The organism is Nocardia mangyaensis (assembly GCF_001886715.1).
Taxonomy (GTDB): domain Bacteria; phylum Actinomycetota; class Actinomycetes; order Mycobacteriales; family Mycobacteriaceae; genus Nocardia; species Nocardia mangyaensis.
The window spans coordinates 1,796,646-1,822,901 of sequence record NZ_CP018082.1; the positions used below are offsets into that span (position 1 = coordinate 1,796,646).

The following is a 26,256-nucleotide window of genomic DNA, read 5'->3' on the forward strand; positions in this document are numbered from 1 at the left end:
TCGTTGCTTCATAATCGGTTTCGTTGATGTCGGAGTTGGCGGGCGTAGTTCTGGTGGCGGCGCCGCCATCGGCAGGTGGCCAGGGCGTGGGTGAGAGTGCGGGCGGGGTGCAGGACTATCGCCAGGAGACGGCGGACGTCGGCGACTGTGATTCGACCCAGCCCGCGTGGGCTTTTGGGTCGGTAGCGGCGGTGACGGCGAGGAAGGCGTGGGCGAGCATGGCCAGGGTGATGTGCCGGTACCAGGGAGTCCATTTGCGGACTTGGTAGTGGTCGAGGCCGCATTGGTCCTTGGCGGCCTGGAAACATTCCTCGACCGCCCACCGGGAGCCGGCGACGGCGATGATCTGCTCGCGGGTAACGGTGGCGGGGTGAAAGCACAGGTAGTAGGCGATGTCGGTGGGGTCGTCGAGGCTGCGGCGGGCCAGCAGGGTGCGGGAGAACCCGGCCGGGACGTCGCCGAAGGACGGTAGCGTGGCCCACGCCCAGTCGTAGACGCGTTCGCCTCGCTCACCGAGACCGGCCGATACGCGATGCCAGGCATCGGCGGGCGCGCGACCGACAAGGGTGTCCACACGGCGACGGCCGTCGAGGTCGTTCACGGTCTGACGGACCGGCACTTCCAGCACGTAGGACAGCCGGCGAGCCTCGCAGAACGAGCGAAACTTTCCGTCGCGCCCGTAGGCGGAATCGGCGGCGACCCAGCCGGCGGTCACGCCCGCCTCGACGGTGCGGGCGATCATCGCTTCGGCCAACCGGGGTTTGGTCACGACCCCCTGTTCACGACGTGGGTCGGGGATCCCTGCCTCGGTGCATCGGTCCGCGTCGCCGGTCCACGATTCCGGCAGATACAGCTCTCGGTCGATCAATGCTCGCCCCGCACCGGCAGCGTAGGCGAGGAACACCCCGAGCTGGCAGTTCTCCACACGTCCGGCGGTGCCGGAGTACTGCCGCTGCACACCCACGGACTTGACACCCTTCTTCAGAAACCCGGTCTCGTCGACCACCAGCACACCATCCGGGCAAGCCAACGCGGTCGTCACATACGAGCGCAGCCTGTCGCGCAGTTCATCGGCATCCCACCGCGACCGGTTCAGGAAATGCTGCAGCCCGTCCGGCCCCACCACACCCGCGGCATCGGAGAGCTGCCAGGAGTTCTTGCGTTCCACCGGCGCCAGCAACCCTGTCAGGTACGACCGCGCCCACCGCCGCGACTCCACCCGACCGAACATCCCCGCGATCCCAGCGAACACCTCGTCGAACGCCACCCGCCACACCGAAACATCCTCGGCCACAACATCATCCAACACGAACGGGCAACCTACCGCACCGCCAGCCCTGGTGCAGCACAACGAAATACAACTGCCGTGTTAGTACTCCAGCCGCACTTTGTGATGCATAGCCCGTCTTCGCTGGTAGTGGGCTTGCTTGGCGCGGTGTTGATGTCTTCGCCGCCAGATCGACCAGCGGTGCACCCTCGATAGGTCGGGAGTCGGGGTGATCAGGTGTGCCAGGAGACGCTTGATCTCACCGAATGTGAGTGGAATGAGGCCGCTGCCAATGCTTTTGGGGAAACTGCTGCTGTCACTGCGAGGTAGGTGTGGGCCAGCATCGCCAGGGTGACGTGCCGATACCAAGCGTCGTAGCGGCGGACCTGATATTGGTCGAGCCCGACCTCGGTTTTCGCGGTCTGGAAGCAGTCCTCGACCGACCAGCGAGCACCCGCGACCCGGATCAGATCGGTGTCGGCGGTGCCGATCGGGGCGCCGCACAGGTAGTGGGCGATCTCGAGTTCACCCTTGGCGTTGTGGGTCAGCGACCGCCGGGCCAGCAGCCAGCGCCGCCACCCCGGGCCGGCCTCGCTGAGGGTGGGCAGCGTGGCGACGGCCCAGTCGAACAACCGAGGCCCTTTCGCTCCTTCTCCGCAGCTCAGACGCTTCCACGCCTGCTGCGGCGCGTCCGCGACGAGCCGGTCTGCACGCGAGTCGCCCCCGACGGTCACAATCGGCGCGCTGCTGGCCACGGCCACCACGTACCCGATCCGGCGCTGCTCGAGCCAGCGCCGGAACTTCGAATCACCACCGTAGGCTTCATCGGCGGTGACCCACCGAGCAGGCACGCCGGCATCGAGCGCACGACCCAGCATCCGTTGCGCCAGCACCTGTTTCGTAGCAAACTTGACATCTTCGGGCACTGCAGCCGCTGCGCACCGGACCCGATCGGTGGTCCACGACTTGGGCAGATACAACTCCCGATCGATCAGAGTGCGGCCCTTGACGGTCGTGTAAGCGCAGAACACGCCGAGTTGACAGTTCTCGATCCGCCCGGCAGTCCCTGAGTATTGCCGTTGCACCCCAGCCGATTTCACGCCCTTCTTGAGGAACCCGGTCTCGTCGACCACCAGCACCCCGTCGGCGTCGCCCAGATGCTCGACCGCATACGCCCGCACGTCATCACGCACGCCATCGGCGCCCCAAGACGCCCTGTTCAGCAGCCTCTGCATCCCGTCAGGAGTTACGTCACCGGCGACCTCGGCCAGCGTCCACCCGTTCTTCCCCGCCAACGGCGCCAGCAGTCCCCGCACATACGCCCGCGCCCTCAACCGCGGCTCCGCCCGCAGGAACCGCCCCGCCACCCGCGCGAACAACTCGTCCAAACCAGCCGTCCACGCAGCCAGATCCTCATCAACCAGCACGAAAGCCGATGCTACCCAGCAAAATCACACAGTGCGGCTGGAGTATTAGGCTGGCCCGATGATGCGTAGATGGGTGGACCGGGTACTGCTCGGTCTGGGGTGGGGCGCACTGGCGGCGGCGGTGACCGGGATCGTGCTGCACGTGGGGAACTGGCAGCGGCAGGGCTTGGTGCTGCTGGCCTCGGGGGCGACCTGGTTGATGCTGGGGGCGATCGTCGGGCTGATCCTGGTGTTGGCGGCACGCGGATGGCGCAGTGCGGCGGCCGCCGCGGTGGTCGTCGTCGGCGTGGGGTGGACGCTGATTCCGCCCTACATCCCGGACAGCCGCGCCGGCGACGGTCCGGAACTGGTGGTGCTGCAGTCGAATCTGTATTTCGGTGCGGCCGATCCGGCGGCGGTGGTCGCGACGGTCCGTGACAATGCCGTCGACGTGCTCACCCTCAACGAACTGACCTTCGACGCCGTCGTGAAACTGCGCACCGCGGGCCTGGAGGACGTGCTGCCGCACTTCTACACCGAACCCACCCATGCGGGCGGCGGCGGCACCGGCATCTACAGCCGATACCCGTTGCGCGACACCGTGAAATACGACGGCTTCATCCTGCACAACCTGTCCGCCACGCTGGCACATCCGCAGCGCGGCCCGATCGCGGTCCACGCCTTCCACCCGGTCCCGCCCACGGCCGACTTCCCGGCCTGGTCGGCGGAGATGCGCCGGGTCGACGAGATCCTCGCCACCGCACCGGTTCCCGCCGTTGTCGGCGCGGACTTCAATGCCACCCGTGATCATTCGGCCTATCGCGCACTGCTCGACGGCCCGTTCGCGGCCGCGGCCGAGCAGACCGGTGACGGTGTCCTGCTCACCTATCCCGCGGATCGCCGGTGGGGGCCGGTCATCGGGATCGACCACATCCTGCTCGCCGGCGGTGTCGCCCAGTCGGTGCGCACACTCACTCTGCCCGGCACCGACCATCGCGCCGTGCTGGCCACTGTCCGACTCGACCGTTGACGTCGGCGCGGCCGCTGCTACTACCATGTGAGCGCTCGACCGCGGACCGCTCGGTGGCCGCGGCATTCTCGGGGAGGAAGACACCATGAGGAGAAATCGGTTCGGCCTGGCCGTGGCCGCGGCACTGGCCAGTGCCGGCATGCTCGTATCCGGCTGTACGGCAACGACGGTCGCCAGCGACCAGGCGGTACCGGTGCTCGACGATCCCTGGGAGGTGGCCGGTGCCGCGTCGAGCACCAGCCCCAGCGGGCCGCGTCCCGGTGTCCCCGACACCGACAAGCAGGCCGACAACGGTGACAGCGGACCGATCGACACACTCGCGCTCAACGCCATCGCCGATATCGAAGAGTATTGGCGGACCGAGTATTCCCAGACTTTCCGCGGCAACTTCAAGCCCGCCTCGAAGTACATCTCCTGGTCGGCGACGGCCCCGGAGTCGGAATCGGTGAAGTTCTGCCTCAGCAGCACCTATCAGCTGGTCAACGCCGCGTACTGCCCGCTCGACCACACCATCGGCTGGGACCGCTCGGTGCTGCTGCCGTTGCTGGTGGACAAGTACAAGGAGATGTCGGTGGTGATGGTGCTGGCCCACGAGTACGGTCACGCCATCCAGTCCCAGGCCGACCTGCTGCGCGGCTTCACCACCGACGCCCTGGTGAAGGAACAGCAGGCCGACTGTCTGGCCGGTGTCTTCCTGCGTCATGTGGCCGAGGGCAATGCCCAGCACTTCACGCTCAACACCACCGACGGCCTCAACGGTGTGCTCGGTGCGGCCGTCGCGGTGCGCGACCGCGACCCCAATGATCCCCACGCCGTGCACGGTTCGGCCTTCGAACGGGTCACCGCGGTGCAGATGGGCTACACCCAGGGCGCCAAGTCCTGCAAGGACATCGACGAAGACGAGATCGCTCAGCGTCGCGCCGGGCTGCCGATCACCTTCGAGGACGGCGAGCGCGACGAGCAACTCCCGGTGAACGAGGAGAACCTCAGCTCACTGGCCGAGCAGCTGGCCAAGTCGATGCCGGTGAAGAACGCGCCGAAGTTCGTTTACACCGGGCTGACCCGCGACTGCGCCGCGATCACCACGACCGAGCTGGTGTCCTACTGCCCCGGCAGCAACACCATCGACACCGACCTGCCCGCCATGGCCGAGCGCGCGGGCGAGGAGACGCGAAGCGAGGAGGAACCGCTCTCGGCGATCGTGACCGGTGACTACGACGCCGCGGTGGTGTTCGTCTCCCGCTATGCCCTCGCCGTGCAGCAGGACCGCGAGCTGCCGCTCACCGGCGCGGAAACCGCTGGTTTGCGCACCGCCTGCCTGTCGGGCGTGCTCACCACGAAACTCAGTGAGCCCGGCAGCGATCCGCGCCTGTCGGCGGGCGACCTCGACGAGGCGGTCTCGGGCCTGCTCGCCGACGGTCTCGCGGCCGCCGACGTCAACGGCAAGGTCGTGCCGAGCGGGTATCAGCGCCTCGAGGCGTTCCGCACCGGTGTCCTCGAAGGCGAGCAGGCCTGCCTGAAGAAGTTCGAGTAGGTCAGGTCGCCGCGGGCAGTGACCGCAGGGAGCTGAGGGTGTTCGCCACCGCGCGGGCGGCCTCGGCTCCCTTGGTCACGAAGTGGTTGGTGTAGTAGTCCACGTGCTCGCTGTGTTCGTGGAAGTGGTGCGGGGTGAGCACCACCGAGAAGACCGGCACATCGCTGTCGAGCTGCACGCGCATCAGGCCGTCGATCACCGCGGTGGCGACGAAGTCGTGGCGGTAGATGCCACCGTCGACCACCAGCGCGGCCGCCACGATCGCGTCATAGCGTCCGGTGGCGGCCAGGCGCTTGGCGTGCAGTGGGATCTCGAAGGCACCGGGCACGTCGAAGACGTCGACGAGCGCTGGGTCGAAGCCGAGATCGGCGTATTCGGCGACGAACCCCTCGTGCGCCCGGTTGACGATGGAGCTGTGCCAGCTGGCACGGATGAAGGCGACGGCGCCGGTAGACGTGGTTCCCATGGACCGAGTCTACTTTCCGGTGAACATCCCCCGGAAGCGTCGGATCACTCTGAGTCCGGCGGCGCCACCACCCGCATCTCACCGGGCGGGCACGGCGTCGGTCGCCCCGCCCGCAGAGTCTGTGAGGAGGCGCCGGTGTCAGGACTCGGCGTCGCCTTCGCTGACGTGCGCCGACAACCACTGCGCGACGTCGCCGATCACCTCATCGCGCTCGGGTTCGTTGAACACCTCGTGGAACAACCCCGGATACCGGATCACGGTCACATCCGGTGAACCGGTGCCGGTCTCCAGCACATCGGCGCTCGACGGCGCGGCCACCACATCGCCGGTGCCATGTACCACCAGCAGCGGTGGGGTGAGCGCGCCGAGGCGCTGCTTCACCAGCGCCGTGTGCTGCAGGATCTCGACCGCGGTGCGCGCGGGCAGTTTGCCGCGGAACACCAGCGGGTCGGCATCGTAGGCGCGGACTACCTCCGGATCGCGGCTGATCGTCGACGAATCCAGGGTCAGCACACCGAGATTCGGCGCGATCCGGGTGAGCAGGGGAGCGGCCAGGCGCTGGACCGGGTTGCCGAGCGGAATGTCGAGCGGCGGTGCGGAGACGACGATGCCCGCCACGTCGACCGGTGCGCGGGTGGCCAGATGCAGCACGACCAGACTGCCCATCGAATGGCCGAGCAGGAACCGGGGCACGCCGGGATGGGCGGCGCCCGCCAGCTCGAGCAGCGTCGCGACATTGTCGGCGGCCGCCTGCATCGAGCCGATGTTGGCCGAGGCGCCCTCGGAGAGTCCGTGCCCGATGTGATCGAGCGCGTAGACCGCGAACCCTTCCCCGGCCAGCACCTCGCCGACGTGCTCGTAGCGACCGGAGTGCTCGGCCACGCCGTGTACGAGCACGATCACCCCGCGCGCGGTGGACTCCGGTTGCCATGCGCGCCAGGCGATCCGGCCGCCGTTGCCGGCGAACTCGCCCGTATCCGTCGTCATCGCCGTTCTCCTGTGGGGTCGGGCGCCGCGGCGAGCCGCTCGATCAGGCGCCGGTTGAACTCGATCAGCCGAGCGTAGTTGAGCCGGGAGATCCGCTCGTCGGTTCCGTGGATTCGTTCCAGGTCGGCCGCGGTCAGCACGATCGGCGCGAAATTGCAGCGTGTGCCCGCCAAGCCGTCGTAGTGCCGGGAGTCGGTCGCGCCAGGGACGAGGCCGGTGGTGGTCACGATGCCCTCGACCACGCCCGTGGCCAGCTCGGCGATGAGATCGAAGGCCGGGCCGGGCCCGGTCACCTGGGACGGCTCCGAGGTGGGGCCGGTGAGGTCGATCCTCACACCGAGGTCGCGGATCACCCGTGTGCAGTGCGCGAGCACCGCGGCCACCGAATCACCGGGCAGGATACGGAAATTCACCAGCGCCTCCGCGCTCTGCGGGAGCACATTGGCCTTCACCCCGCCGCGGATCACGGTGGGCGCCGTCGTGGTGCGGACCAGGGCCTCGGTCGTCGGTCCCGCCGCCAGGATCCGGGTGACGAGCGGTCCGGTCAGCGCGGCGAGGCCGCGTCGATCGGTCAGCTCGAGCAGCGTGCGGCGCGGTTCGGGCAGCGCCACCCGCATCCGGGCGAGCATGTCGGCGATCACCGGCGTCAGCCGCAGCGGCATCGGATGGTCCTGCACCCGGGCGACCGCCCGCGCCAGCCTGCCGACCGCGGTCTGCTTGCCCGGCATCGAGGAGTGACCACCGGTCTCGGTGACCGAGAGCCGCACCGTCGCGTAGCCCTTCTCGCCGAGCATGATGCTCGCGACCGGCCGGTCGACCCCGTCGGCCACTCCGTCGGTGATCACCCCGCCCTCGTCGAGCAGCAAGTCGGCGCGCACGTCCCGTTCGCGCAGGTACTGAGCCATCTGCACCGCGCCACCGTCGCCGAAGACCTCCTCGTCGTGGCCGAAGGCCAGGTAGACGGTGTGGTGCGGCCGGATGCCCAGCTCCAACGCCCACTCGACGGCTTCGAGGACGGCGAGCACACGGCTCTTGTCGTCGATCGCGCCGCGGCCCCAGATGAACTCCTCGTCCACCACCCCGGCGAACGGCGGATGCGTCCAGCGCTGCTCGTCGTCGACCGGGACCACATCCTGATGGGCCAGCAGGATCGCCGACACCTGCCCCGGCTCGACGCCGTCCCAGCGGTAGAGCCTGCTGCGGCCGAAGGTGGTCAACGTCAGCTCGGCGTGTACCCGGGGAAACGAGGACTCGAGGTGTTCGGCCAGGCGGACGAACTCCGCGTCGGCGGTCCGCGCCGGGTCCTCGGTCGAGACCGTCGCGCAGCGCAGGGCGACGGCGAGGCGCTGCGCGACCGCGTCGTCGACGCCCTCGGTGACGGGGAAGTGGGCCGGGTTCTCGGTGATCGGGCGCATCCTAGGCATTCTGTCCGGTGCTCGTCCCGCGCGCCGGGAAAGACGTCCGAAACGCCGTGATCGTGCCGGAGTGTCATGCGGTCCGACCGGCCCGCGGGGCGCCATCTAAGCTGAACCCTATGGCAGGAGGCAAGGGCGGCAAGCCGTCGAAGGAAGCCAAGGCCGCGGCTAAAGCGGCACGTAAGCAGGCATCACGCGAGCGACGTCAGCAGCTGTGGCAGGCGTTCACCATGCAGCGCAAGGAAGACAAGGCGCTGCTGCCGCTGATGATCGGCGCACTCGTCGGCACCACGGTGGTCTTCTTCCTGATCGGCTTGATCTTCGACATGCAGTGGTTCCTGCTGCCGCTGGGTCTGCTGCTGGGCGTGCTGTTCGCGTTCATCATCTTCGGTCGCCGGGTGCAGAAGAACGTCTACCGCAAGGCCGAGGGCCAGGCGGGCGCCGCGGCGTGGGTGCTGGAGAACCTGCAGGGCAAGTGGCGGGTCGCCAACGGCGTCGCCGCGACCACCCAGCTCGACGCCGTGCACCGCGTCATCGGGTTGCCCGGCGTGATCTTCGTCGCCGAGGGCGCCCCGCAGCGGGTCAAGTCGCTCATCGCGCAGGAGAAGAAGCGCACCGCCCGACTGGTCGGTGACACCCCCATCTACGAGGTGATCGTCGGTAACGACGACGGCCAGATTCCGCTCAAGAATCTGCAGAAGCACCTCACCAAACTGCCGCGCAACATCGACGCCAAGCGGATCGAACAGATCGAGGGCAGGCTCTCGGCGCTGAGTTCGCGCAGTGGTCCCGCGATGCCGAAGGGCCCGATGCCCCCCGGTGCGAAGATGAAGGGCATGCAGCGCGCGATCCGTCGCCGCTGACTCGACTTCCCGCGAGCCCGTCACCCCGAGGTGGCGGGCTCGCGGTGTTCTGTCAGCTGGTCGCCGTGCGCCCGGTGAGCAGCCAGATCGCCCGGTCGTAGGCGCCGGTAGCGTCACGGCGGATCGAAGGAACCGTCATCCGTGCCAGCAGGGGGCCAGGGCAGGGATCAGCGGGCGTTGACCAGTGCGGTACCGGTGGCCTGGTCGTGCATGCCGCGCCCGTCGGCGTCGGTGAACAGCGCGGGAACCACGAAGACCAGCAGCACTTGCCGGGCCAGCGCGCGCACGAAACCGACTGTCACCGGCGCATCGATACGCACCACCCGCAGCTTCATGAAGTACTGGCCGGGCGTGAAGCCGAACAGGATCACCGCCGCGACGCCGATCACGAACCACACCAGCAGCGGCATCGTCGAGGAGGTGAACCCCTTCGTGATGATCGCGGCGATCCCGACGCCGATGAACCAGTCGATGAACAGGGCGACGACCCGGCGCCAGGTCGCGGCCAGCGACCCGGCACCCGAGCGCGGCAGCCCGTACAGCTCGCCGGGGTAGCCGGGTGTTTCCGGGTCGCCCGGCTCCGCCGAAGATCCGGAGAGCCATGTGCCGGTGATACGCGCCATGGGCTCCAGGATAGTGGCGGACTATCGCCCGCTCACGACCGCATCGGTGGAGGTCACGTCATCGCACCGCGAGGGCGGATGGCAGGATTACCATGCAGGTCGCGCTCGGATGGCTGGCATCACCCCAGTCCGCCGCACGCGTAACACTGGCGAAACACAGCCTTGACTGTCGGGAAACACCGCGTCCATACCGTCAGGTCGCGACGAACCCATGCATGGTTACTGGCTGGGAACCGATCCGTAAGGAGAACAAGTGACGTTCAGCACGGCCGAAGAGGTCATCCAGCACATCAAGGAAGAGGACATCGAGTACGTCGATATCCGCTTCTCCGACCTGCCCGGCGTTCAGCAGCACTTCTCGATCCCGGCCAAGGCGTTCACCGCCGATCTGGCGGAAGAGGGTCTGGCGTTCGACGGCTCCTCGGTGCGTGGCTTCCAGTCGATCGACGAGTCGGACATGCTCCTGCTCCCCGACTTCAGCACCGCGCGGATCGACCCGTTCCGTAACGCGAAGACGCTCAACCTGAACTTCTTCGTGCACGACCCGTTCACCCGTGAGGCCTACTCCCGCGACCCGCGCAACATCGCGCGCAAGGCGGAGGAGTACCTGCGTTCGACCGGTATCGCCGACACCGCCTACTTCGGTGCCGAGGCCGAGTTCTACATCTTCGACGGCATCCGCTACGGCTCCGGCATGAACGGCTCGTTCTACGAGATCGAGTCCGTCTCCGGTTCGTGGAACACCGGCAAGGAGTTCAACCCGGACGGCAGCCGCAACCTGGGCTACAAGGTCCGCAACAAGGGCGGCTACTTCCCCGTCGCCCCGTACGACCACTACGTCGACCTGCGCGACGAGATCTCGACCAACCTGCAGAACGCGGGCTTCGAGCTCGAGCGCGGCCACCACGAGGTCGGCACCGCCGGTCAGGCCGAGATCAACTACAAGTTCGGCACCCTGCTCGGCGCGGCCGACGACCTGCAGCTGTTCAAGTACATCGTGAAGAACACCGCGTGGAAGGCCGGCAAGTCGGTCACCTTCATGCCGAAGCCGCTCTTCGGTGACAACGGCTCGGGCATGCACGTGCACCAGTCGCTGTGGAAGGACGGCAAGCCGCTGTTCCACGACGAGGCCGGCTACGGTGGCCTCTCGGATCTGGCGCGTCACTACATCGGCGGCATCCTGCACCACGCCCCGTCGCTGCTGGCGTTCACCAACCCGACCGTGAACTCCTACCACCGTCTGGTGCCGGGCTACGAGGCCCCCATCAACCTGGTGTACTCGCAGCGCAACCGCTCCGCCGCGGTCCGCATCCCGGTCACCGGCAACAACCCGAAGGCCAAGCGCATCGAGTTCCGCGCGCCGGACTCCTCGGGCAACCCGTACCTGGCCTTCGCCGCCATGATGATGGCCGGCCTGGACGGCATCAAGAACAAGATCGAGCCGCTGGCCCCGGTCGACAAGGACCTCTACGAGCTCCCGCCGGAGGAGGCCAAGAACATCCCCCAGGCCCCCACCAGCCTCGCGACGGTCATCGACCGCCTCGAGCAGGATCACGATTACCTCACCGAAGGCAACGTCTTCACCGAGGACCTGATCGAGACCTGGATCTCGCTCAAGCGCGAAAACGAGATCGCCCCGGTCAACCTCCGCCCGCACCCCTACGAGTTCGAGCTGTACTACGACGTGTGAGTCGTCACCAGCCGGACCGTCGGTAGCAGTACCTGAAACGCCCGTCCCACGCTTCGTGGGGCGGGCGTTTTATTTTCTGAAGAGTAGATCGCTACCTAGCTCAACGCAGTCCCCGCCGCGCTAGGCGCCGTCAAGCGACATGGACAGCACCGTGCGCGTCGAGCAACCGTCGGGCGCGGCCTGACCTGCCAGACGCTCGTCGACCCAGCGCAGGACCGCGGGCGTCGCGCTGATCGCGAGACTGACGTGCTCGCTCCATTGGTCCCGCGTATAGGTGATCTGTGCCCCCGACGCGCACCACTGTGCCACGGCCTTGTCGACCCCCGCGATGTCGATGATCTCGTCGTTGCACCACAGGTTGATACGACACTGACCATCATCGGACTTCCCTCCCTGGAGCGACCGCCACCCGCGAATCCGCTCGAGGCAGTCAGGGTATATGTCCGGATCGTGATGGATACCCGAAACGACGACGAAGTTCGGGCCGATCGCGGCTGTCGCCCGTGCCGACGAGTGACCGTACGCGCAGCTGATGCACCGGTAGCAGTACGTGACACGCTCGCCTCACGATATTCGCGGTGCGTTTCGCTTCAGGGTTTGGCGGTGACCGATTCGATGACCGCCACGGGGGTAGCAAGGGTGTCAGAGCTGACTCGTCCGCTGACGACATCGGCTTTGGTACCTCTGACGTCGAGGGAGTGGATCCGCTCCCAGTTCGTGCCGCCGTCGATGACGATCGAAACCCGATACGACTTGGCCGGGTCGAAAGTGACCGGCTGGGTGACCACCACTCGTAGCTCGTACTTGAAGTTGCATCCTGCCGACCCGAAGCACTGCTTCTCGGTCACAGTGAGTTCGGTTGCGAGGTTGTCCGCCGAAGGGGCGTCATAGCGAGCTGCGGCCGTGGTCGTCATGCGCGGTGACTCCGGTGTCGCGGCAACTGCCAGGGTGCTGGAGGGTGAAGTGCTCGCGCTGTCACTGGAGACGATCCCTCCGATCGCGCCGATCGCCAGACCGGTGACGCAGAGTCCGCCGAGAGCTGCCGCCACGATCGCGACGGTCTTTGCGGCGTTGTTCGGGGCAGGGGGCCGCGGCGGTGCCGGGTACGGGTACTGCGGGCGGGTCATCGAAGCTCCTCGGTTGTTGTCGATGGTCGATGGAGGGTGTGTGTGACGTGCCGCCAGGCGCGACGGAGTAGGGTGCGCAGCCCGTTCGGCGCGGAATTCTGCTGCGGTGCAACAGGAACAGTGCGCAGGAGTCCGAGCCGGTCGGCGACCTCGGCTGGCGTCGGCACCGGACCGCGCGGATACGGCAGGTCGAGCGTGGTCGGGGGCCTTGCCGAACCGGAGGCAGGTTCGGGCGCGCTGTGCTCAGCGGCGTATTGCTCGAGCGTCTGACTGGTCAGATGCCAGCCATGGCAGGCGGGGCACTTGTAGCAACGTGTTTCGCGACGAGCGGGATCGCGCCGGTCGAGGCAGGCCAGTACCAGCTCGGCGTCGAGCCGGGTGAAGTAGCGGCGTTTGCCGTACAGGCACCTGGTCGTCGGAACGCGCGTGCGTCGACTGAACAGATCGTGCCCGTGCCGGAGCGGCAGTGCATGCGAGGCGCGGTGCATACGCCGGCGACTACGGAGCTGTCGAGGGGTGGACATACGGTCTCCTAGGCGTTCGAGGGCGCGACGAACAGCGGCCTCTGTGGGCCGTCGATCTGGGGAATCGGTGGTGGAGCGACCGGTTTCGCCTCTGATCGGCACTCGGGGGTCGCTGCGTCGTTACCGTAGCATCAAAGTCATGTCGCCTGCAAGCAGTTAACAATGTTTTCAGAGACCAGTACCGCCGCTTGTGAAAACATCGTCAAAATGAGCGTGCTACGTTGAGGATTGACGACCTCCCGCCATCGGTGGCGGGTCGAAAGGAGGCCCATGTCCGACACATCGCCCACGGTCGCCGCGGCGGAAATCGCCAGGCTTGCGGGCGTCACGCGCGCCACTGTCAGCAACTGGCGCCGCAGGCATGCCGACTTTCCTGCCCCGACTTCGGGTGGCACCGAGACACGTCCTGTGTTCGACCTTGGTGAGGTGCAGAAGTGGCTGCGCGGACACGGTGTGCAATCAGCGGATTCGCCGGTGCAACGCCTGCGATCTCTGCTGCGCTCCGACGTCGATCCGGCGTCCGTGCCCACCCTCATAGGCCAGATCGGTGCCGACAGCTCGCCAGTGCATGCCGCTGTCAACGCTGCCATCGGTGTGGTCGGTCTCAAACAGACGCTCGACACCTTGGCGGAACGTGGGCTCGACGCGGTGCCCAGCACGGGTGTCTATCCGACTGATCATCCGGTCGCGGCCCTCATGGCCGACCTGCTCGCTGCCTCCGCTTCGCTGCCGCGGAGCAGTATTCTCGATCCGGCCTGCGGCAGTGGAACCTTGCTGATCGAGGCGGCGCGGATCGGCGCGACCTCGCTCGCGGGCCAAGACTCTCTGCCGGTCCAGTCCGCCCGCACCGAAAGGCTGTTGAGCGCGGAGTTACCCGGGGTCTCCGTCGACATCCGCACGGGCAACAGCCTCCTCGCTGATGCTTTCCCAGGCGAAAAGTTCGATGCCGTCATCACCAATCCCCCCTATGCACAAAGAGATTGGGGTGCCGATCAGCTCGCTCTCGACATGCGCTGGGAATACTCGGTTCCTCCGCGCGGCGAATCCGAACTCGCTTGGGTGCAGCACGCCATCTCGCACCTGGTTCCTGGCGGTACCGCGGTCGTCCTGCTACCGCCTGCGGTCGCTTCCCGGACATCCGGCCGACGAATCAGGATGGAACTGCTGCGTGCAGGTGCCCTCCGGGCAGTGGTCGCACTGCCCCCGGGTGCGTCGACGCCACGTCAGATCGGTCTGCAGATCTGGATCTTGCGCCGACCCGATCGCGCTGCCTCCGAGGACTCCATCTTTTTCGCCGACGCGGCCCGCCTCCCGCACCGTGGCGACACTCAACCGGATTGGCAGGTCCTCGCCGACCGGCTCATCGATTCGTGGCGTTACTTCGATCACGGCGACACCGAAGCGGCCACCATAGCCGATTTCAGCGCGGTCGTCCGTGTGATGGACATTCTCGATGACGACGTCGACCTCACTCCCGCGAGACGAGTACGCGCCGCGGTCGACACCGGCAGTGTCGCATCCTCCGCCCATGCCGCTGTCGCGCTGCTCGGTGAACACCTCGCCTACCTCCGCGATACCGCTGCCACCTTGGAAGTGTGGCCCGCCGGCAGTGGTACCGCCCTGCGCACCGCCACGGTCGGTGACCTCGAACGTGGCGGCGTCGTTCGAATAGTCAGCTCCTCGACAGAACTCGCTGATTCCGATGCCCCAGTCCGTCCCGTTCTCTCTGCCCGAGACCTTCTTTCGGGCCGCGGTCCGTCTGGCCTCACCGGGCCGGGTGTCCAGGTCTCTTCCGAACCGATTCGCGACGGTGATGTCCTGGTCTCCCGATTCCGCGATGACCATGGCGCCGCTCAAGGCGCCCGCGTCGCCGAAGGTGAGGACGTCGGGGCAGTTCCCGGTGCGGGTGTCATCGTCTTCCGCACCGACCCGGACCGGATGGACCCCTGGTTCTTCGCCGGTTTCGTCGGCAGCCCTGACAACTCGGCAGCCATGGTCGGCGCAACAACCATCCGCCTCGACCCTTTCCGCTTGCGCATCCCCAACGTGCACCCAGTTGATCAGAAGCCGTACGCGGAGGCGTTCCGGCGATTGCACCGGCTGCGGGTGGCGGCGGTGCATACAGCCGATGCTGCCCAACGGGCAGCAGATCTGATCGGGACCGGGCTCACCTCGGGCGCGTTGGAACCGCCTACCAAGGACGAGTGACGGCTACTGCTTCAGCAGCTCGGAGAGCTCACCGCTCCATGTGACCACCAACTGATCGCGTGCCCGGCTGGCGGCGACATAGAGGAGCGAGCGTTCGCGCTGCTGGGCCTCGTTGAGTTCCTCCTCTGGCACGCCACGCAATTGGTGCTGTGACGGCACATGATCACGATCGATACCGGCGAGCACGACACAGCGGAATTCCATGCCTTTGGATCGGTGCATCGTCAGCACGGGAACCTGTCCGCTGGTCGGCAGGTCGTCATCGAGTACTTTGGCGGCAACACCGCGTTCGTTGAGTGCGCGCTCGATGAGGTCACGTTCGCGATGGCCGCGCGCGAGGACCGCGATGTCGGCCGGACCGATGCCGTCGGCAATCCAGGTCTTCAGCTGGTCGGCGATCGAATCCAGTTCCTCGACGACCGAAGCACAGGGGACCAGGCGCGGGTCCGGGCCGAGACGGGCGGAGGTGTAGCCCGCCGTGGACTCCTCACCTTCCTCGAGATCGCGATAGGTCGCACCCTCGAGGATGCTCACGGCGAAGTGCAGGTTCTGGGCGGTGGTGCGGTAATTGAGGGTGAGCTTGCTGGAACGCCCACCCCGGATGTTGATGCCGAGACGGCCGAGGACCACCGGCTGGCCGTAGATCCGCTGATGCGAGTCCTCGGCGATGAACAGGTCGTTCGGACCCTCCTCGACCAGTGCGCGGAGCAACGCCCAGTGTGTAGCGTGCAGGTCCTGCGCTTCGTCGACGATCACATGTTCGGCAATGGTGTGCCCCGTGGACCTGGCTCGCCACTGCAAGTCCGCTGCGGCCAAGGCGAGGACCTCGGGGAAACTGAGTCGCCCGGCGTTGCGCCCGCGCTTGCGGTACTCCTCGATCAGCTGCCACACGGCGGACCGCTGCGGGCGGCTGAGCCGTACGCCCCGGCCGGCCCGCGGCACCTTCAAGTACTCGGCTTGGGTCGTGATGCGATTGCCCAGCACCACGCTGACGTATTCCGCGGCCAGGAACGACGAATGCTTCAATCGCGGGTCGAGGGTGTTCTGGACGCCAGCAGCCACTTCCGACCACCCGAAATCGGCATTGACAGTTCGTCCACGCCGTGTCGAAGTTCCGGGACCGAAGACCGCGGTGAATGCTTCGTCGCATTCCTTGTTGCGCCGCAGATGCGCTGCGGCGAGTTTGTCGATGCCGGCGATGTAGACACCGCGATCGCCTGGCTCGTCGGCAATGGTGAGGGAGGGATCGAGCGCGCGGAGGTCGTCGAGCAGTGATTTGGCGAGGGTCTTGTTGTAGGTCGTCAGCACGATTCGCGCGTCCGGATTCTGCTGCGCCAGGTAACGGGCACGGTGCAGCGCGACCACGGTCTTGCCGGTCCCTGCTCCGCCCGAGAGCCGGAAAGCGCCGCGCTGCTGCTTCTCCACGAACCGGCGCTGGTTCGGATGCAGGAAGGTTCGCCAGGCTTTGAAGTCACCTTCTTCGATGACGCGGCGGAGCTCGTCGTTGTCATCGACGAGGGTGAACTGCATTCTGGTCGCGGGGTGTTCGAGAGCGGCCAGGATCTGTTCGTTCTCGTCGAGACTCTCGTCCACGGGCCGCTCGGTGAAGCCCAGCGTGTCACGGATGTCGTCGATGGACCGGCCGACCGCGAGTTCGAGGATGGCGTTCTGCTGCCAGGTCACCTCGGTGGTCTGCGCTACCGCGAACACGCCATCCTGGTCGGGTGCGGTGAGGACCTCGGTTGCCAGTGCCGCGTCGAGACCGAGGCGATCGGTGAGCTGTTCGAGAACATAACCGGCACGGCTGAGGTAGCCGATGGTCGGTTGGGCCGCCATGGCCGCGAGCACCCCGAGTGGATCGGGTACGACCGAGCGCTTCTTACGATCGGCGTTGCCGTCGAGCTCGCCGACAATGCCTTCGAGCACGCCGTTGACCGGGTTGACCCGCAGGGTGGACTTCTCGGCCAGCTTGTTGGCCACATCGTGTTTCCACGTGCCGAGATAGATGTAGGTGGCGTCGCCGAATCTGTCATCGATGCGGAACATCAGCGCTCGGTAGTTCAGATCTACCCGTCCGGTGCGCACTCGAGCATCGGCGGAGCCCCTGATGGGTTCGATGTGCAGCCCCGGCGCGGTGTCGTCGGCCCGGACCTTTTCGAAGAAGTCGTAGACCTTGTCCTTGACCGACCCGTCGAGCTTCGGCATCGATTTGTTGTTCGTCGCCAACACAACGGTCGCCACAGCACACCTCAGTTCCTTCGATCGGCGACGTGCGCCGATTTCTTGCCGGTCAGGATCGAGTCGAGCGCGGATGCGGCTACTGTGCCGCGGTGTGGAGCAGGGCGGAACGCCGTCCGCTCCACGTCACGACGAGCTGGTCGCGCGCACGGCTCGCCGCTACATACAGCAGTGACCGTTCCCGGAGCTCGGCCTCGGCCCGCTCTTCCTCGGGCGCTTCGTTCAGTACCGACTTGGCCGGTACATGCGCGTCGTCCACACCGGCGAGAATCACCTTCGCGAACTCCATGCCTTTGGACCGGTGCATGGTCAGCACTTGCACGTGTCCTGGCCCGGCCGGGTTGTCGTCGAGCACCCGCGCGTCGATTCCACGCTCACCCAGCGCCCGAACGAACTGGCTGCGATCGTTCTTTCCACGGGTCAGGATCGCTATGCTCGACGGCTCGACTCCCTCATCGAGCCAGGAACGAACACGGGCGGCCACCTGGTCGAGCTCATCCGACAGCGAGGTGCACGCGAGGAGAATCGGTTCGGGACCGGTTCGCGCCGAACGGTATCCGTGTGTGGATTCCTCGGCTTCTTCCAGGTCGCGGTAGTCGGCGCCGGAGAGAATGTCGACCGCGAATTTCAGGTTCTCGGCGGTGGTGCGGTAATTCAGCGTCAGGCGTCGAGAACGGCCCACGATCTTCACCCCGAGCCGACCGAGCACCACCGGCTGGCCGAAGATGCGTTGGTGGGAGTCCTCGGCGATGAACATGTCGTCGGGCCCTTCGGCGACCAGAGCCCGCAGCATCGCCCAGTGGGTGGCATGCAGATCTTGAGCTTCGTCGACGATCACATGGTCTGCGATGAAGGGCTCGCCCGCATTGCCGCGCCTGCGCAGGTACTCCGCTGCCAGCGCGAGTACCTCCGGAAAGCTGACGGTGCCGTCCATCCGGCCGCGACGCCGGAATGCCTCGATCAACTTCCAGACGGCGATCCGCTGCGGGCGGTTCAGCCGTACTCCGCGCCCGGCCCGGGCGACCTTCGCGTACTCGGCGACGGTGGTCACCTGATTGGCCAGCACTACCGCTGTGTACTCATTGTCGAGGAAGGCCGGGGTGGCCAGACGCGGATCCAGACCGGAGTCCACCGATTTGGTGATCTCCCGCCACACCTTGAGTGTGTCGGTGCGCCGCGGCGACAAGTCGGTGGCACTGCCCAGCACCGCTTCTGTGACCGGTGCCAGATCGCGGGCTCGGACCAGGACATCGCTGGCCAACTTGTCGACTCCGTCGATGTAGACGCCGATGTCGCCAGGCTTCGCGGCGATCGTGATGCCGGGTTCCAGCGTCTGGAGGTCTGCGTGCAACTGCCGGGCGAGCGTTCGATTGAACGTGGTGAGCACGATGCGGGCGTCCGGGTTACGACGCCACAGATTGCGAGCTCGATGCAGCGCGACGACCGTCTTGCCCGTGCCTGCGCCACCGGACAGCCGAAACGCGCCGTTGTAGTGCTTGTCGGCGTAGGCCCGCTGTTCGGGATGCAGGAAGGTCCGCCAGGCGGCGAAGCTGCCACCTTCGATGACGCGCCGTAGCTCGTCGGCATCGTCGCCGATGTAGTTGAACTGGATCTGGCTGGCGGGGTGTTCGAGCGCCTGCAGGATCTGGTCGTCCTCGGCGAGCGATGGATCGACCGGGTTCTCGGTGAGACGCAATTTCTCCCGGATGTCTCCGATACCGACGCCGCAGGCCAGTTCGAGTAGTGCGTGCCCCTGCCAGCCGTCGACGTCGGCGGCGATCGTGTTGAGCACATGGTCGTCGGCGGCCACCAGTGCGCGCTCGGCGAGATTCGCGTCGAGGCCGAGCTCCTGGGTGAGCTGTTCGGCGGTGAACCCCAAGCCGGTCAGATAGCCCGAATGTGCCTGAGTACGAGCATGACCGGGGGTCGGGGTCGGCTCGATCGGCAGATCATCGTGCACGATGAGGTCGAGCACGCCATTGACCGGGTTCACCTGGAGGCCGGCGCGGGGTGCCAGCTCGGCAGCCGCGTCGTCAGGCCACGCGCCCATGTAGACATAGGAGGCCTCACCGCCACCTGTCGGCGTCACCGAGAACAGGATCGCAGTGTGGCCCAGCCCGATTCGGCTGACTCGGACCCGGTCGTCGCGCGCACCCGGGACCGTTCCGATCTGCGGGATCGCTGCGGACTCGTTGTTCTGCAGCGTGTCGAGAAAATCGAATGCTCGTCGTTTGACCGGACCATCGAGGTCGCTGCCCGACTTCCGCTGGCTGGTCATCACGATGTGCGCCATCACATCACCCCGTTCGTCTTCAGCGCGTCGACGAGTTCGGCCGGATCAGCCGGGCAGATCGTCCACCCCTGTGCAGTCATCGTAGGAGCCGCCTCGGGATCGCCCAGGAGGACCCCGATGCGGGCATCCGGCCAGCCGATGTCGATGACATCACCACGATCGGTCTCGACACCGAGCACCGGGACCGGGACGCCGATCGACGCAAGACCGAGAACGAGTTCGCGTTCGGCATCGGAGATGGTGTCGTCGTAGAGCTCTTGCCACGCGGGTGTCAGTTCGACCGCAGCCGGACGAGCGCCACTGGTCCGTACCGGACCACCTGGCGTGACACCATCGAGGGCGCCGGTACTGGCATCGAGCAGTGTGCGCGTGGTGATCGTGTGACCGTCGAGCCCGAACCAGTTGGACAGGCGCAGCCATTCCTTCCACGCATGGCCATCCCGGACTTCGAGTGCTTCGTCGCGGTCGTCGAGCGCCAGCACCGCGTCGATGGTCTTCATCGTTGCGGGCACGGCAGCGGTGATGGTCAGTGGACCGTCCGTATAGGACCAGCAGTTGTACTCGCCCTTGACGATCGGCGTGCCGCTGCCGTTGATCAGGTCGAGCGCCCAGCTCCCGATCGCTTCGCTGTCCCCCCTGGTCTTGCCGTTCTGCAAGAACATCAAGGGGAGCCATCGACCGACCGCGGCCCAGGCATCCCGGTCCGGGTCCACCATGAATTCGATCAGCTGGGTGATCGGATCGGCGTGCAAGAGATTGAACAGCGCAGGGCGCAGATTCCCTTGTTTCCGGGTGAGTCCGGCGAGTTTGTCGGTGAACCAGCTGGGTTGCTCCGGCTGAGCGCTGGTGAACCGGACGAGATCGTCGTGACCGAACGCCCACACGAGAACACCGCCCGAACGCAGGATCTCGCGCTTGCGGGCATCATCGCTGACCCGGTTCTTACCCGGCACGGCGTGATACTTCCGCCCATCGGCGAACACGGCGATGATCGGGACCTCGGGGTCTTCGGTGCGTAGCTGGAAATCGGGCTGGCTGTTGCCCATCAGGACCTGTGGCTCGAGCTGCCACTTGCGAATCTTCGTGCCGGGCAACTTGATCGTCGCGGTGGGCCCATAGGTGCCCGGACGCTCGGTGATCGTCGCCCCCATCGTCGTCAACCGCTCGGTGAACGCCCGATAGAACTCGCGCTCGAGCGGTGACTCAGGGCTCACGACCGGTTTGGCAGGCGACTCCTCGGTGATCGTTTCCAGCCACCGGACCGCGTCGGGTTCGCTGCCTTGGCAGGCGAGCAGATCGTCGAGCACCTTGGCCGCGGTGACTCGCGAGACCTTGTCCAGTTCCCGTGGCGGGGCGAAGGGCAGCAGGCACTTGTGGCATGCCAGCCGATCCGTGCAATCGCAGTTCTTGACGACCTCGCGGGCCGCCGCGAGTACTTCCCATACCCGGCGAGGATTGGCGAAGTCGGCGAGATAGCCGGTGCCGCCGGGAACGGTGTCGTGGATGAGCAGGGCTCGCTGGTTGGGCGCGTGCAGCGCATCGGTGATCGCCGCGACATCGAGATGCTCGGGCGAGCCACCGATCACCTGCCGCAACCCGAGCAGGATCGCCGCGCTGAGGCTCGGATGAGCGAACGAGTCGTATTCGAGCCAGCCGGGCAGATGCAGCAGCACGGCCTGCGTGCGCAACGTTCGGGCCAGCGCGATCTCGCGAACATGCTTCTCGTCATCGGCTTTTCGAAACTTGCACCAGCTCCGGTGCTCGTGCGGCTCGTTGCGGCCTGCCACCTTGTCGAGCTGTCCGCATCCTGAACAGACCCGGAAGAGTCCACCGGTTGTGGAGTTTCCGGCCACCAGGCGTTTGCTGCCCTGCGAGTTGCGCCGACCCATGTTGAGCCAGCGAATGTCCATGCGCCGCAGGTACTCCGCACCGAAATCCTGCTCGGCGACGAACCACCGTTTGGTGATGTTGTCCGGGTCGATGTCGGCTGCGGTCAGCACGGTGAACGACTCCTGGCGCCGTTCGTCGCGGATGTCGTTGATCGCGGACTCGTCGCGGCGGACCTCAGCCGACACCTTGGCCATTTCGACCACCTGCAGCTGCTGGCTCACGTCGGCGATGGCACCGGAGTGACAGCGGGGGCACTGGATCGGCGGCGGCGTCCGGTCGGCACCGTGGCTGATCCCGGCCCAGCCGCAGGACGGGCACACTCGCCAAGTATGGATCGCGGATTCGCCCGCTCCGAGGTCGACCGCATCGATTTCCACGGCCAGACCCTGGGCATAAAAAGTGGCGCCGGGCGCGAGCTCGGTCAGCGCAACCCGCGATCCGCGCTGATAGCTGGCGGTGTCCTCGGCATATTCGTTGGTGTCGGGATCGATCCAGGTGATGCCCACGTCGAGGGAGACGGCATCGTCGAGGAGTGTGTAGTTGGGCAGCACGCCGTAGCGTTCGAGCACACCCACCCAGTGTTCGGTGGTCAGGTCGTTGATGCTCTTGGACAGCAGCCGCAGGGTGCCGCGCGCGGTGCGCAGGTCGCGCCGGTCGTCGTCGGTGGCGGCGGGGGAGGCGGCGCGCTGCTCGAAGTCCGGCAGCGCGGCATCGACAGCCGTGCGTCGATGCCGCAGCTCGTCGACGTCGCGGTTCCAGCGATGCACGGCTTCGCGCAACAGCACCCCGAGCCCGCTGTACTCGCCGAGTCCAGGTGGTGTCGCCCAGGCGCGTAGGCTAGCTGTCGTTGTTGCGCCGAGCAGATCGCCGAACTGGCCGAGGAACTCGTCGAGCAAGAGATCGGCGTCGTCGTCGGCGACCTCGATCAGCGTGCCCATCCAGGTTCCCTCGTCGAAACTCGAGAGCACGTTGGCCGCGCTTCCAGGATCTTCTGCCCCAGCCTTCCGCGAGAGCCGGTCGACGATATGCGCGAGGTACTGGCGCTGAAGGATCTCCTCCGCGGTGAGGTAGGTGGCCGGCGGGCGAACTTCGCCTTGGATAACCGACGTCGGGTCACCCAGTTTCGGTAGGTGCTCGCCCCGGCCACGGACGAAGGCGAGGGCGAGTGAGTTGCCGGTGAGACGACCCGCGCGACCGACGCGCTGCAGGTACGACGACACGGCCCGTGGCATGGACCCGAGCATCACCGTGGACAGGTCGCCGATATCGATACCCATCTCCAGCGTTGGGGTCGCGACGAGAACATTCGGAGCGGTCGGGTCGGAGTCGGTCTTCTTGAACTTGGTTTCGTACTCGAGCCGGGTCTTGGTCGGCAGCAGCGAGGTGTGTTCGCGCGCGACCACCCGCTTCATCTCCGAGCTGTCGTAGAGGCTGCGATAGAAGTTGTCGTGCTTGGCCGCCCTGGTCAGTCGGCCGGGGCACCGGGTGAGCAGGCAGGGCGCACCGTCGAGCTGGTCGATGACGGCAGTGCTGCCCGGCGTCGGTGTCTGGCAGACATCGCACACGAGCAGGTACTTCATCCCGGCCAGCCCCTCGACAGCGGGTATTCCGACCATCACCGTGTCGTGCGTCAACTGGTATGCGGTGAGCGACTTCTCGGTACTCGCGGTATTCACCACTCGTTCCTCGGCGAGGACATCGAACAGCGCCCGTGCGAGGAATCCGCCCTCGTGCGGTGAAACGTTCAAGCACTGCGCCGCCCACCTCGCGTACCAGGAGGAGGACGCGGTGATCGGGTCGAATCCTTCGGGAACGGTCCGGCCGCCGACTGCCGGAAAGGCCGGTGCGGGACGGCCTTTCGGGAAGGCAGGCATTCCCTGACCTCGGGGACGGCCGCCCCACACCCACCGCCGGTTGGCATCGTGGTGGACGTATTTCGCGAGCCACTCGTGCGCGATCGCGCCGCGGGTGCGCATCCGTTCCGCGACACCGCGCACCCAGTGAGTGACGGCCGAAGGATCGGGCTCGGCGAAGGTCAGCTGGTGTTCGGTCCGTTCGAGCGCGGTGACACCGAGCTGGGCAACTCGTTGCGCGGAGCCCAGATCCACCTCGGCCACCACGCTGCCGGTCAGCTCGAGCGTGCGGCCGAGCCTGGACTGCAGCCCGAACTCCAGGTCGATGTCGAACTGAACTCGTCGTGCCACGCTCTTGGTTGCCTTGCGCCGCAGAGCAGCCGGGGTATCGGGCTGCCAGAACGCGGCGAAGGCCTCGTGCTCGACAATGTCGGGTGCGAGCAGGTGATAGCGTCGGCCCGAATCCTCGGCTGCCCGTTCGAGCACGGCATCACGCAGTTCTGACAGCGTCAGCATCTGCGCACCACTGACGCTGTCGCCCAAGGCATTGCGCAGGGTCGAACGCAGGCTGAGCGTATGCGATCGGGCCTGGACGAACCCGGCGCGATGGGCCGCGTCCTGCACGCTGTCGGTGAAGACCAGGGCCTTCTTCTCGACCTTGTCCAGTTGCGCGTCGCCGAACAGATTCGACAGTGCCACCGACAACTGGGTGGCGATCGCACTACCCAGGAACCGGATACCGTCGTCGGAGCCGCATGCAGGGCACAGATCCTTGCGCGAGTTCTCATCGGCGTCGGGTCCGCTGAGGAAGAGCACCGGCAGGACACGCCCGTCGACCAGTTCCGCGCTGTCGGCATCGGGACGCTGATCGACGATCTCCCGATCGTCCACCCGGAACCAGCGCAAACCCTCGACCGCATCGGCCAATTCGGCCTCGGTCGGCGCGGAGATCAGCGCACGGAACCGCAGCCCGCCCGCGGCATGGTGGCTGCGGATGTCCTCGTCGCTGGTGTCGAGTGTGCTCCCGGTCGGTGCCAGCCGGACGCCCCAGCCGGAGCGACCGCAGTGGCGGCAGTAGAGCGACGGGTAGTAGTCGGTGCCTGTGTCGTCGAGCGCACCGTCGTCGGGCCAGCGGAACAGCGGCGTCACCGTCGCCGCTCGGTCGACCCGGGACAGCTCTCGGAACCACAGGTGCACATCGACATTCAGCGCGGAGCGCCCGACTTCGGCGCGCAGGTGTGACAGCGCCGCGAAGAGATAGTCGACATAGCGTTCGCGCTGGGCGAGCCCCCGTCCGAGATCCCGCTCGCCAGTGGGGGAGGGCAGCGCAGTCGCCGCCAGCTCCTTCACCGAGATCACATCGAGGGAGCTTCGCAGTATGCGCGCGAGGGTTCCGTGCCGCTTGACCAGATCCAGCATCTCGGTCTCGTCCAGCCGGTGCAGTCCGGCGGCGATCCGCTCCGGCGAGTCATCGATGTCGGAAGTGTGCCGGAACAGGCTGGCCAGCACCGCAGCGGTGACCCGCTTGTTGGTGAGTGCTTTCGCCGCCACACGATCCAGCTCCGCGACAGCCTCGCTGATCACCGGCTCGACCGGCGAGTAAGTTCGGTCGAGCGCGGGGCTGCGGCTACCCAACCATTCCTCGGGGTCGACTCGTGTCTCACCGATCAAGGTCTCCGTGTCGAACGGCTCACCGAACACTGTTTCGGCAAAATCCAGCATCGCCGTCGGCTCGCCCTTGGATCCGAGCGTCGCCGACGTCGCCACCGGCGTGATCTTGCCCAGCGGCCGCAGCCGATCCTCGTCGGTGACCGGCGACCGGGTTGTCCAGTGCGACTTGATCGTGAGCCCGAGCCTGCGCAGCAGCATCGCGACATCAGTACCCTGCGCGCCGTCGTAGGTGTGGAACTCGTCGAGCACCACGTACTGCAACGAGGTCGCCGACTGCCGCCACATCGGCGCCCGATCAGATCGCAGCAGCATGTGGTCGAGCATCTTGTAGTTGGTCAGCAGAATGTCTGGTGGCGAATCGTGCATGAGCCGACGATCGGTGATCAGCCCCGCCTCCGACACCAGAGTCCGCCCACCCGAGGACTGCTCCCCGGTATAGAGCCCGGCGGTGACTCCCGCCAGCTCGGGGTGGCCGGCGATCATCTTCGCGAGCCGCTGCTCCTGATCGTTGGCCAGCGCATTCATCGGATAGATGATCAGCGCCTTCATCCCCGACACCCCGGCCTTCTTGGCCCGCAGCACATGGTCGAGGATCGGGATCAGGAACGATTCCGTCTTACCTGAACCAGTTCCGGTGGTGACCAGCGTCGGCTGCGGTCGCCGATGGAACTTGCTCGAGAGGCGCTCGAACGCGGCCGCCTGATGCCCGTAGGGCTCGAAGTACTTCGGCCACCAGTTCAGGTGCATCCCCCAGTTGCCCCGTGCCGAGGAGAACGGCAAGCGCAGCCGCACATAGGGGCCTTTGAACATTCCGTCGCGCGGATGCCCGATGAAGTCGGTGAGCGCACCCTGGGTATCCGGGTCGGTCAGCGCGAAGGTCGTCGTCAGATAGTCGGTCAACCCCTCCCGCAGCCGCTCGGCCTGCAGGGTCGGAAGCAAGGCCCCCACGTGTGCTCCTCGAATATCAGTCAGCCGTTATGGCTGATCACCGGCTGTTCGCCACGTCTGTCGGATGCTAGTCGACCCAATGATTCCGGTCGGAAGATTCTGCGGCGCACGGCCGCTGGTCCCCTCGCTGAAGTTAACACGTTTACGCTAGCCCAGCAATGATTGACGATGTTTTCATCTAGAGGTACGCTGATTTCGGCCTATCGATCGTTCGATGGAAGGC

Annotated in this window: 16 protein-coding genes and 1 pseudogene; 5 read left to right on the plus strand and 12 right to left on the minus strand. The window is 66.6% G+C overall.

Annotated elements, in window-relative coordinates; genetic code table 11:
* Positions 1–115 precede the first annotated feature (115 nt).
* Positions 116–1,294: an IS701 family transposase gene (locus tag BOX37_RS08205; protein ID WP_420811611.1), complete on the minus strand. Its 1,179-nt coding sequence runs from the start codon at positions 1,292–1,294 to the stop codon at positions 116–118.
* Between the two features lie 75 nt (positions 1,295–1,369).
* Positions 1,370–2,676, minus strand: a pseudogene (locus BOX37_RS08210) (IS701 family transposase).
* Positions 2,677–2,752: 76 nt separating this feature from the next.
* On the opposite strand from BOX37_RS08210, the gene BOX37_RS08215 reads away from it, so the two are divergent.
* Positions 2,753–3,703 (plus strand): endonuclease/exonuclease/phosphatase family protein, encoded by a 951-nt coding sequence (locus BOX37_RS08215; RefSeq protein ID WP_071927118.1) that lies wholly within the window; start codon positions 2,753–2,755, stop codon positions 3,701–3,703.
* Between the two features lie 85 nt (positions 3,704–3,788).
* Positions 3,789–5,237 carry a neutral zinc metallopeptidase gene (locus tag BOX37_RS08220; protein WP_071927119.1) on the plus strand — a complete coding sequence of 483 codons (1,449 nt, stop codon included), beginning with the start codon at positions 3,789–3,791 and terminating at the stop codon, positions 5,235–5,237.
* A gap of 1 nt (position 5,238) precedes the next feature.
* On the opposite strand, the gene BOX37_RS08225 is transcribed toward BOX37_RS08220, so the two are convergent.
* From BOX37_RS08225 to BOX37_RS08235, 3 genes are all read right to left on the minus strand, one after another.
* Positions 5,239–5,703, minus strand: coding sequence for a 6,7-dimethyl-8-ribityllumazine synthase (locus BOX37_RS08225; RefSeq protein WP_071927120.1), 465 nt, complete (start codon positions 5,701–5,703; stop codon positions 5,239–5,241).
* A gap of 138 nt (positions 5,704–5,841) precedes the next feature.
* Entirely contained in the window at positions 5,842–6,690 is an 849-nt protein-coding gene (locus BOX37_RS08230; protein ID WP_071927121.1) for an alpha/beta hydrolase, read from the minus strand.
* The gene (locus BOX37_RS08235) at positions 6,687–8,105 is read right to left on the minus strand and encodes a M20/M25/M40 family metallo-hydrolase (protein WP_084759490.1); all 1,419 of its coding nucleotides are present in this window, start codon (positions 8,103–8,105) and stop codon (positions 6,687–6,689) included. The genes BOX37_RS08230 and BOX37_RS08235 overlap by 4 nt, the downstream gene beginning before the upstream one ends.
* Positions 8,106–8,224: 119 nt before the next feature.
* Between BOX37_RS08235 and BOX37_RS08240 the strand changes: the two genes are divergently transcribed.
* Positions 8,225–8,968 carry a DUF4191 domain-containing protein gene (locus BOX37_RS08240; RefSeq protein WP_071927123.1) on the plus strand — a complete coding sequence of 248 codons (744 nt, stop codon included), beginning with the start codon at positions 8,225–8,227 and terminating at the stop codon, positions 8,966–8,968.
* Positions 8,969–9,135: 167 nt separating this feature from the next.
* Here the strand turns inward: BOX37_RS08240 and BOX37_RS08245 are convergent, their stop codons facing one another.
* Positions 9,136–9,591: an RDD family protein gene (locus BOX37_RS08245; RefSeq protein WP_071927124.1), complete on the minus strand. Its 456-nt coding sequence runs from the start codon at positions 9,589–9,591 to the stop codon at positions 9,136–9,138.
* Between the two features lie 253 nt (positions 9,592–9,844).
* Between BOX37_RS08245 and glnA the strand changes: the two genes are divergently transcribed.
* Complete coding sequence (glnA, locus tag BOX37_RS08250) at positions 9,845–11,281, plus strand: type I glutamate--ammonia ligase (RefSeq protein WP_071927125.1); 1,437 nt, start codon at positions 9,845–9,847, stop codon at positions 11,279–11,281.
* Positions 11,282–11,401: 120 nt separating this feature from the next.
* Here glnA and BOX37_RS35945 read toward each other — a convergent pair whose 3' ends face one another.
* From BOX37_RS35945 to BOX37_RS08265, 3 genes are read right to left on the minus strand one after another with little or no spacing between them, the layout of a single operon-like run.
* Entirely contained in the window at positions 11,402–11,815 is a 414-nt protein-coding gene (locus BOX37_RS35945; protein WP_084759491.1) for a lipase family protein, read from the minus strand.
* Positions 11,816–11,871: 56 nt separating this feature from the next.
* Positions 11,872–12,408, minus strand: coding sequence for a hypothetical protein (locus tag BOX37_RS08260; RefSeq protein ID WP_071927126.1), 537 nt, complete (start codon positions 12,406–12,408; stop codon positions 11,872–11,874).
* On the minus strand, positions 12,405–12,932 hold the full coding sequence (locus BOX37_RS08265; protein WP_156910325.1) for a hypothetical protein: 528 nt from the start codon (positions 12,930–12,932) through the stop codon (positions 12,405–12,407). The genes BOX37_RS08260 and BOX37_RS08265 overlap by 4 nt, the downstream gene beginning before the upstream one ends.
* Before the next feature lie 270 nt (positions 12,933–13,202).
* On the opposite strand from BOX37_RS08265, the gene BOX37_RS08270 reads away from it, so the two are divergent.
* Complete coding sequence (locus BOX37_RS08270) at positions 13,203–15,140, plus strand: N-6 DNA methylase (RefSeq protein ID WP_071927128.1); 1,938 nt, start codon at positions 13,203–13,205, stop codon at positions 15,138–15,140.
* 3 nt (positions 15,141–15,143) lie between these two features.
* Here the strand turns inward: BOX37_RS08270 and BOX37_RS08275 are convergent, their stop codons facing one another.
* From BOX37_RS08275 to BOX37_RS08285, 3 genes are all read right to left on the minus strand, one after another.
* The gene (locus BOX37_RS08275) at positions 15,144–17,381 is read right to left on the minus strand and encodes a 3'-5' exonuclease (protein WP_071927129.1); all 2,238 of its coding nucleotides are present in this window, start codon (positions 17,379–17,381) and stop codon (positions 15,144–15,146) included.
* A gap of 76 nt (positions 17,382–17,457) precedes the next feature.
* The gene (locus BOX37_RS08280) at positions 17,458–19,671 is read right to left on the minus strand and encodes a 3'-5' exonuclease (RefSeq protein WP_071927130.1); all 2,214 of its coding nucleotides are present in this window, start codon (positions 19,669–19,671) and stop codon (positions 17,458–17,460) included.
* Positions 19,671–26,033: a DEAD/DEAH box helicase gene (locus BOX37_RS08285; protein ID WP_071927131.1), complete on the minus strand. Its 6,363-nt coding sequence runs from the start codon at positions 26,031–26,033 to the stop codon at positions 19,671–19,673. The genes BOX37_RS08280 and BOX37_RS08285 overlap by 1 nt, the downstream gene beginning before the upstream one ends.
* Between the last annotated feature and the right edge of the window lie 223 nt (positions 26,034–26,256).

Coding starts and splice junctions, on each gene's coding strand:
- BOX37_RS08215 (WP_071927118.1), top strand. CDS start 2,753: ATGATGCGTAGATGGGTGGACCGGGTACTGCTCGGTCTGGGGTGGGGC.
- BOX37_RS08220 (WP_071927119.1), top strand. CDS start 3,789: ATGAGGAGAAATCGGTTCGGCCTGGCCGTGGCCGCGGCACTGGCCAGT.
- BOX37_RS08225 (WP_071927120.1), bottom strand. CDS start 5,703: ATGGGAACCACGTCTACCGGCGCCGTCGCCTTCATCCGTGCCAGCTGG.
- BOX37_RS08230 (WP_071927121.1), bottom strand. CDS start 6,690: ATGACGACGGATACGGGCGAGTTCGCCGGCAACGGCGGCCGGATCGCC.
- BOX37_RS08235 (WP_084759490.1), bottom strand. CDS start 8,105: ATGCGCCCGATCACCGAGAACCCGGCCCACTTCCCCGTCACCGAGGGC.
- BOX37_RS08240 (WP_071927123.1), top strand. CDS start 8,225: ATGGCAGGAGGCAAGGGCGGCAAGCCGTCGAAGGAAGCCAAGGCCGCG.
- BOX37_RS08245 (WP_071927124.1), bottom strand. CDS start 9,591: ATGGCGCGTATCACCGGCACATGGCTCTCCGGATCTTCGGCGGAGCCG.
- BOX37_RS08260 (WP_071927126.1), bottom strand. CDS start 12,408: ATGACCCGCCCGCAGTACCCGTACCCGGCACCGCCGCGGCCCCCTGCC.
- BOX37_RS08265 (WP_156910325.1), bottom strand. CDS start 12,932: ATGTCCACCCCTCGACAGCTCCGTAGTCGCCGGCGTATGCACCGCGCC.
- BOX37_RS08270 (WP_071927128.1), top strand. CDS start 13,203: ATGTCCGACACATCGCCCACGGTCGCCGCGGCGGAAATCGCCAGGCTT.
- BOX37_RS08280 (WP_071927130.1), bottom strand. CDS start 19,671: ATGGCGCACATCGTGATGACCAGCCAGCGGAAGTCGGGCAGCGACCTC.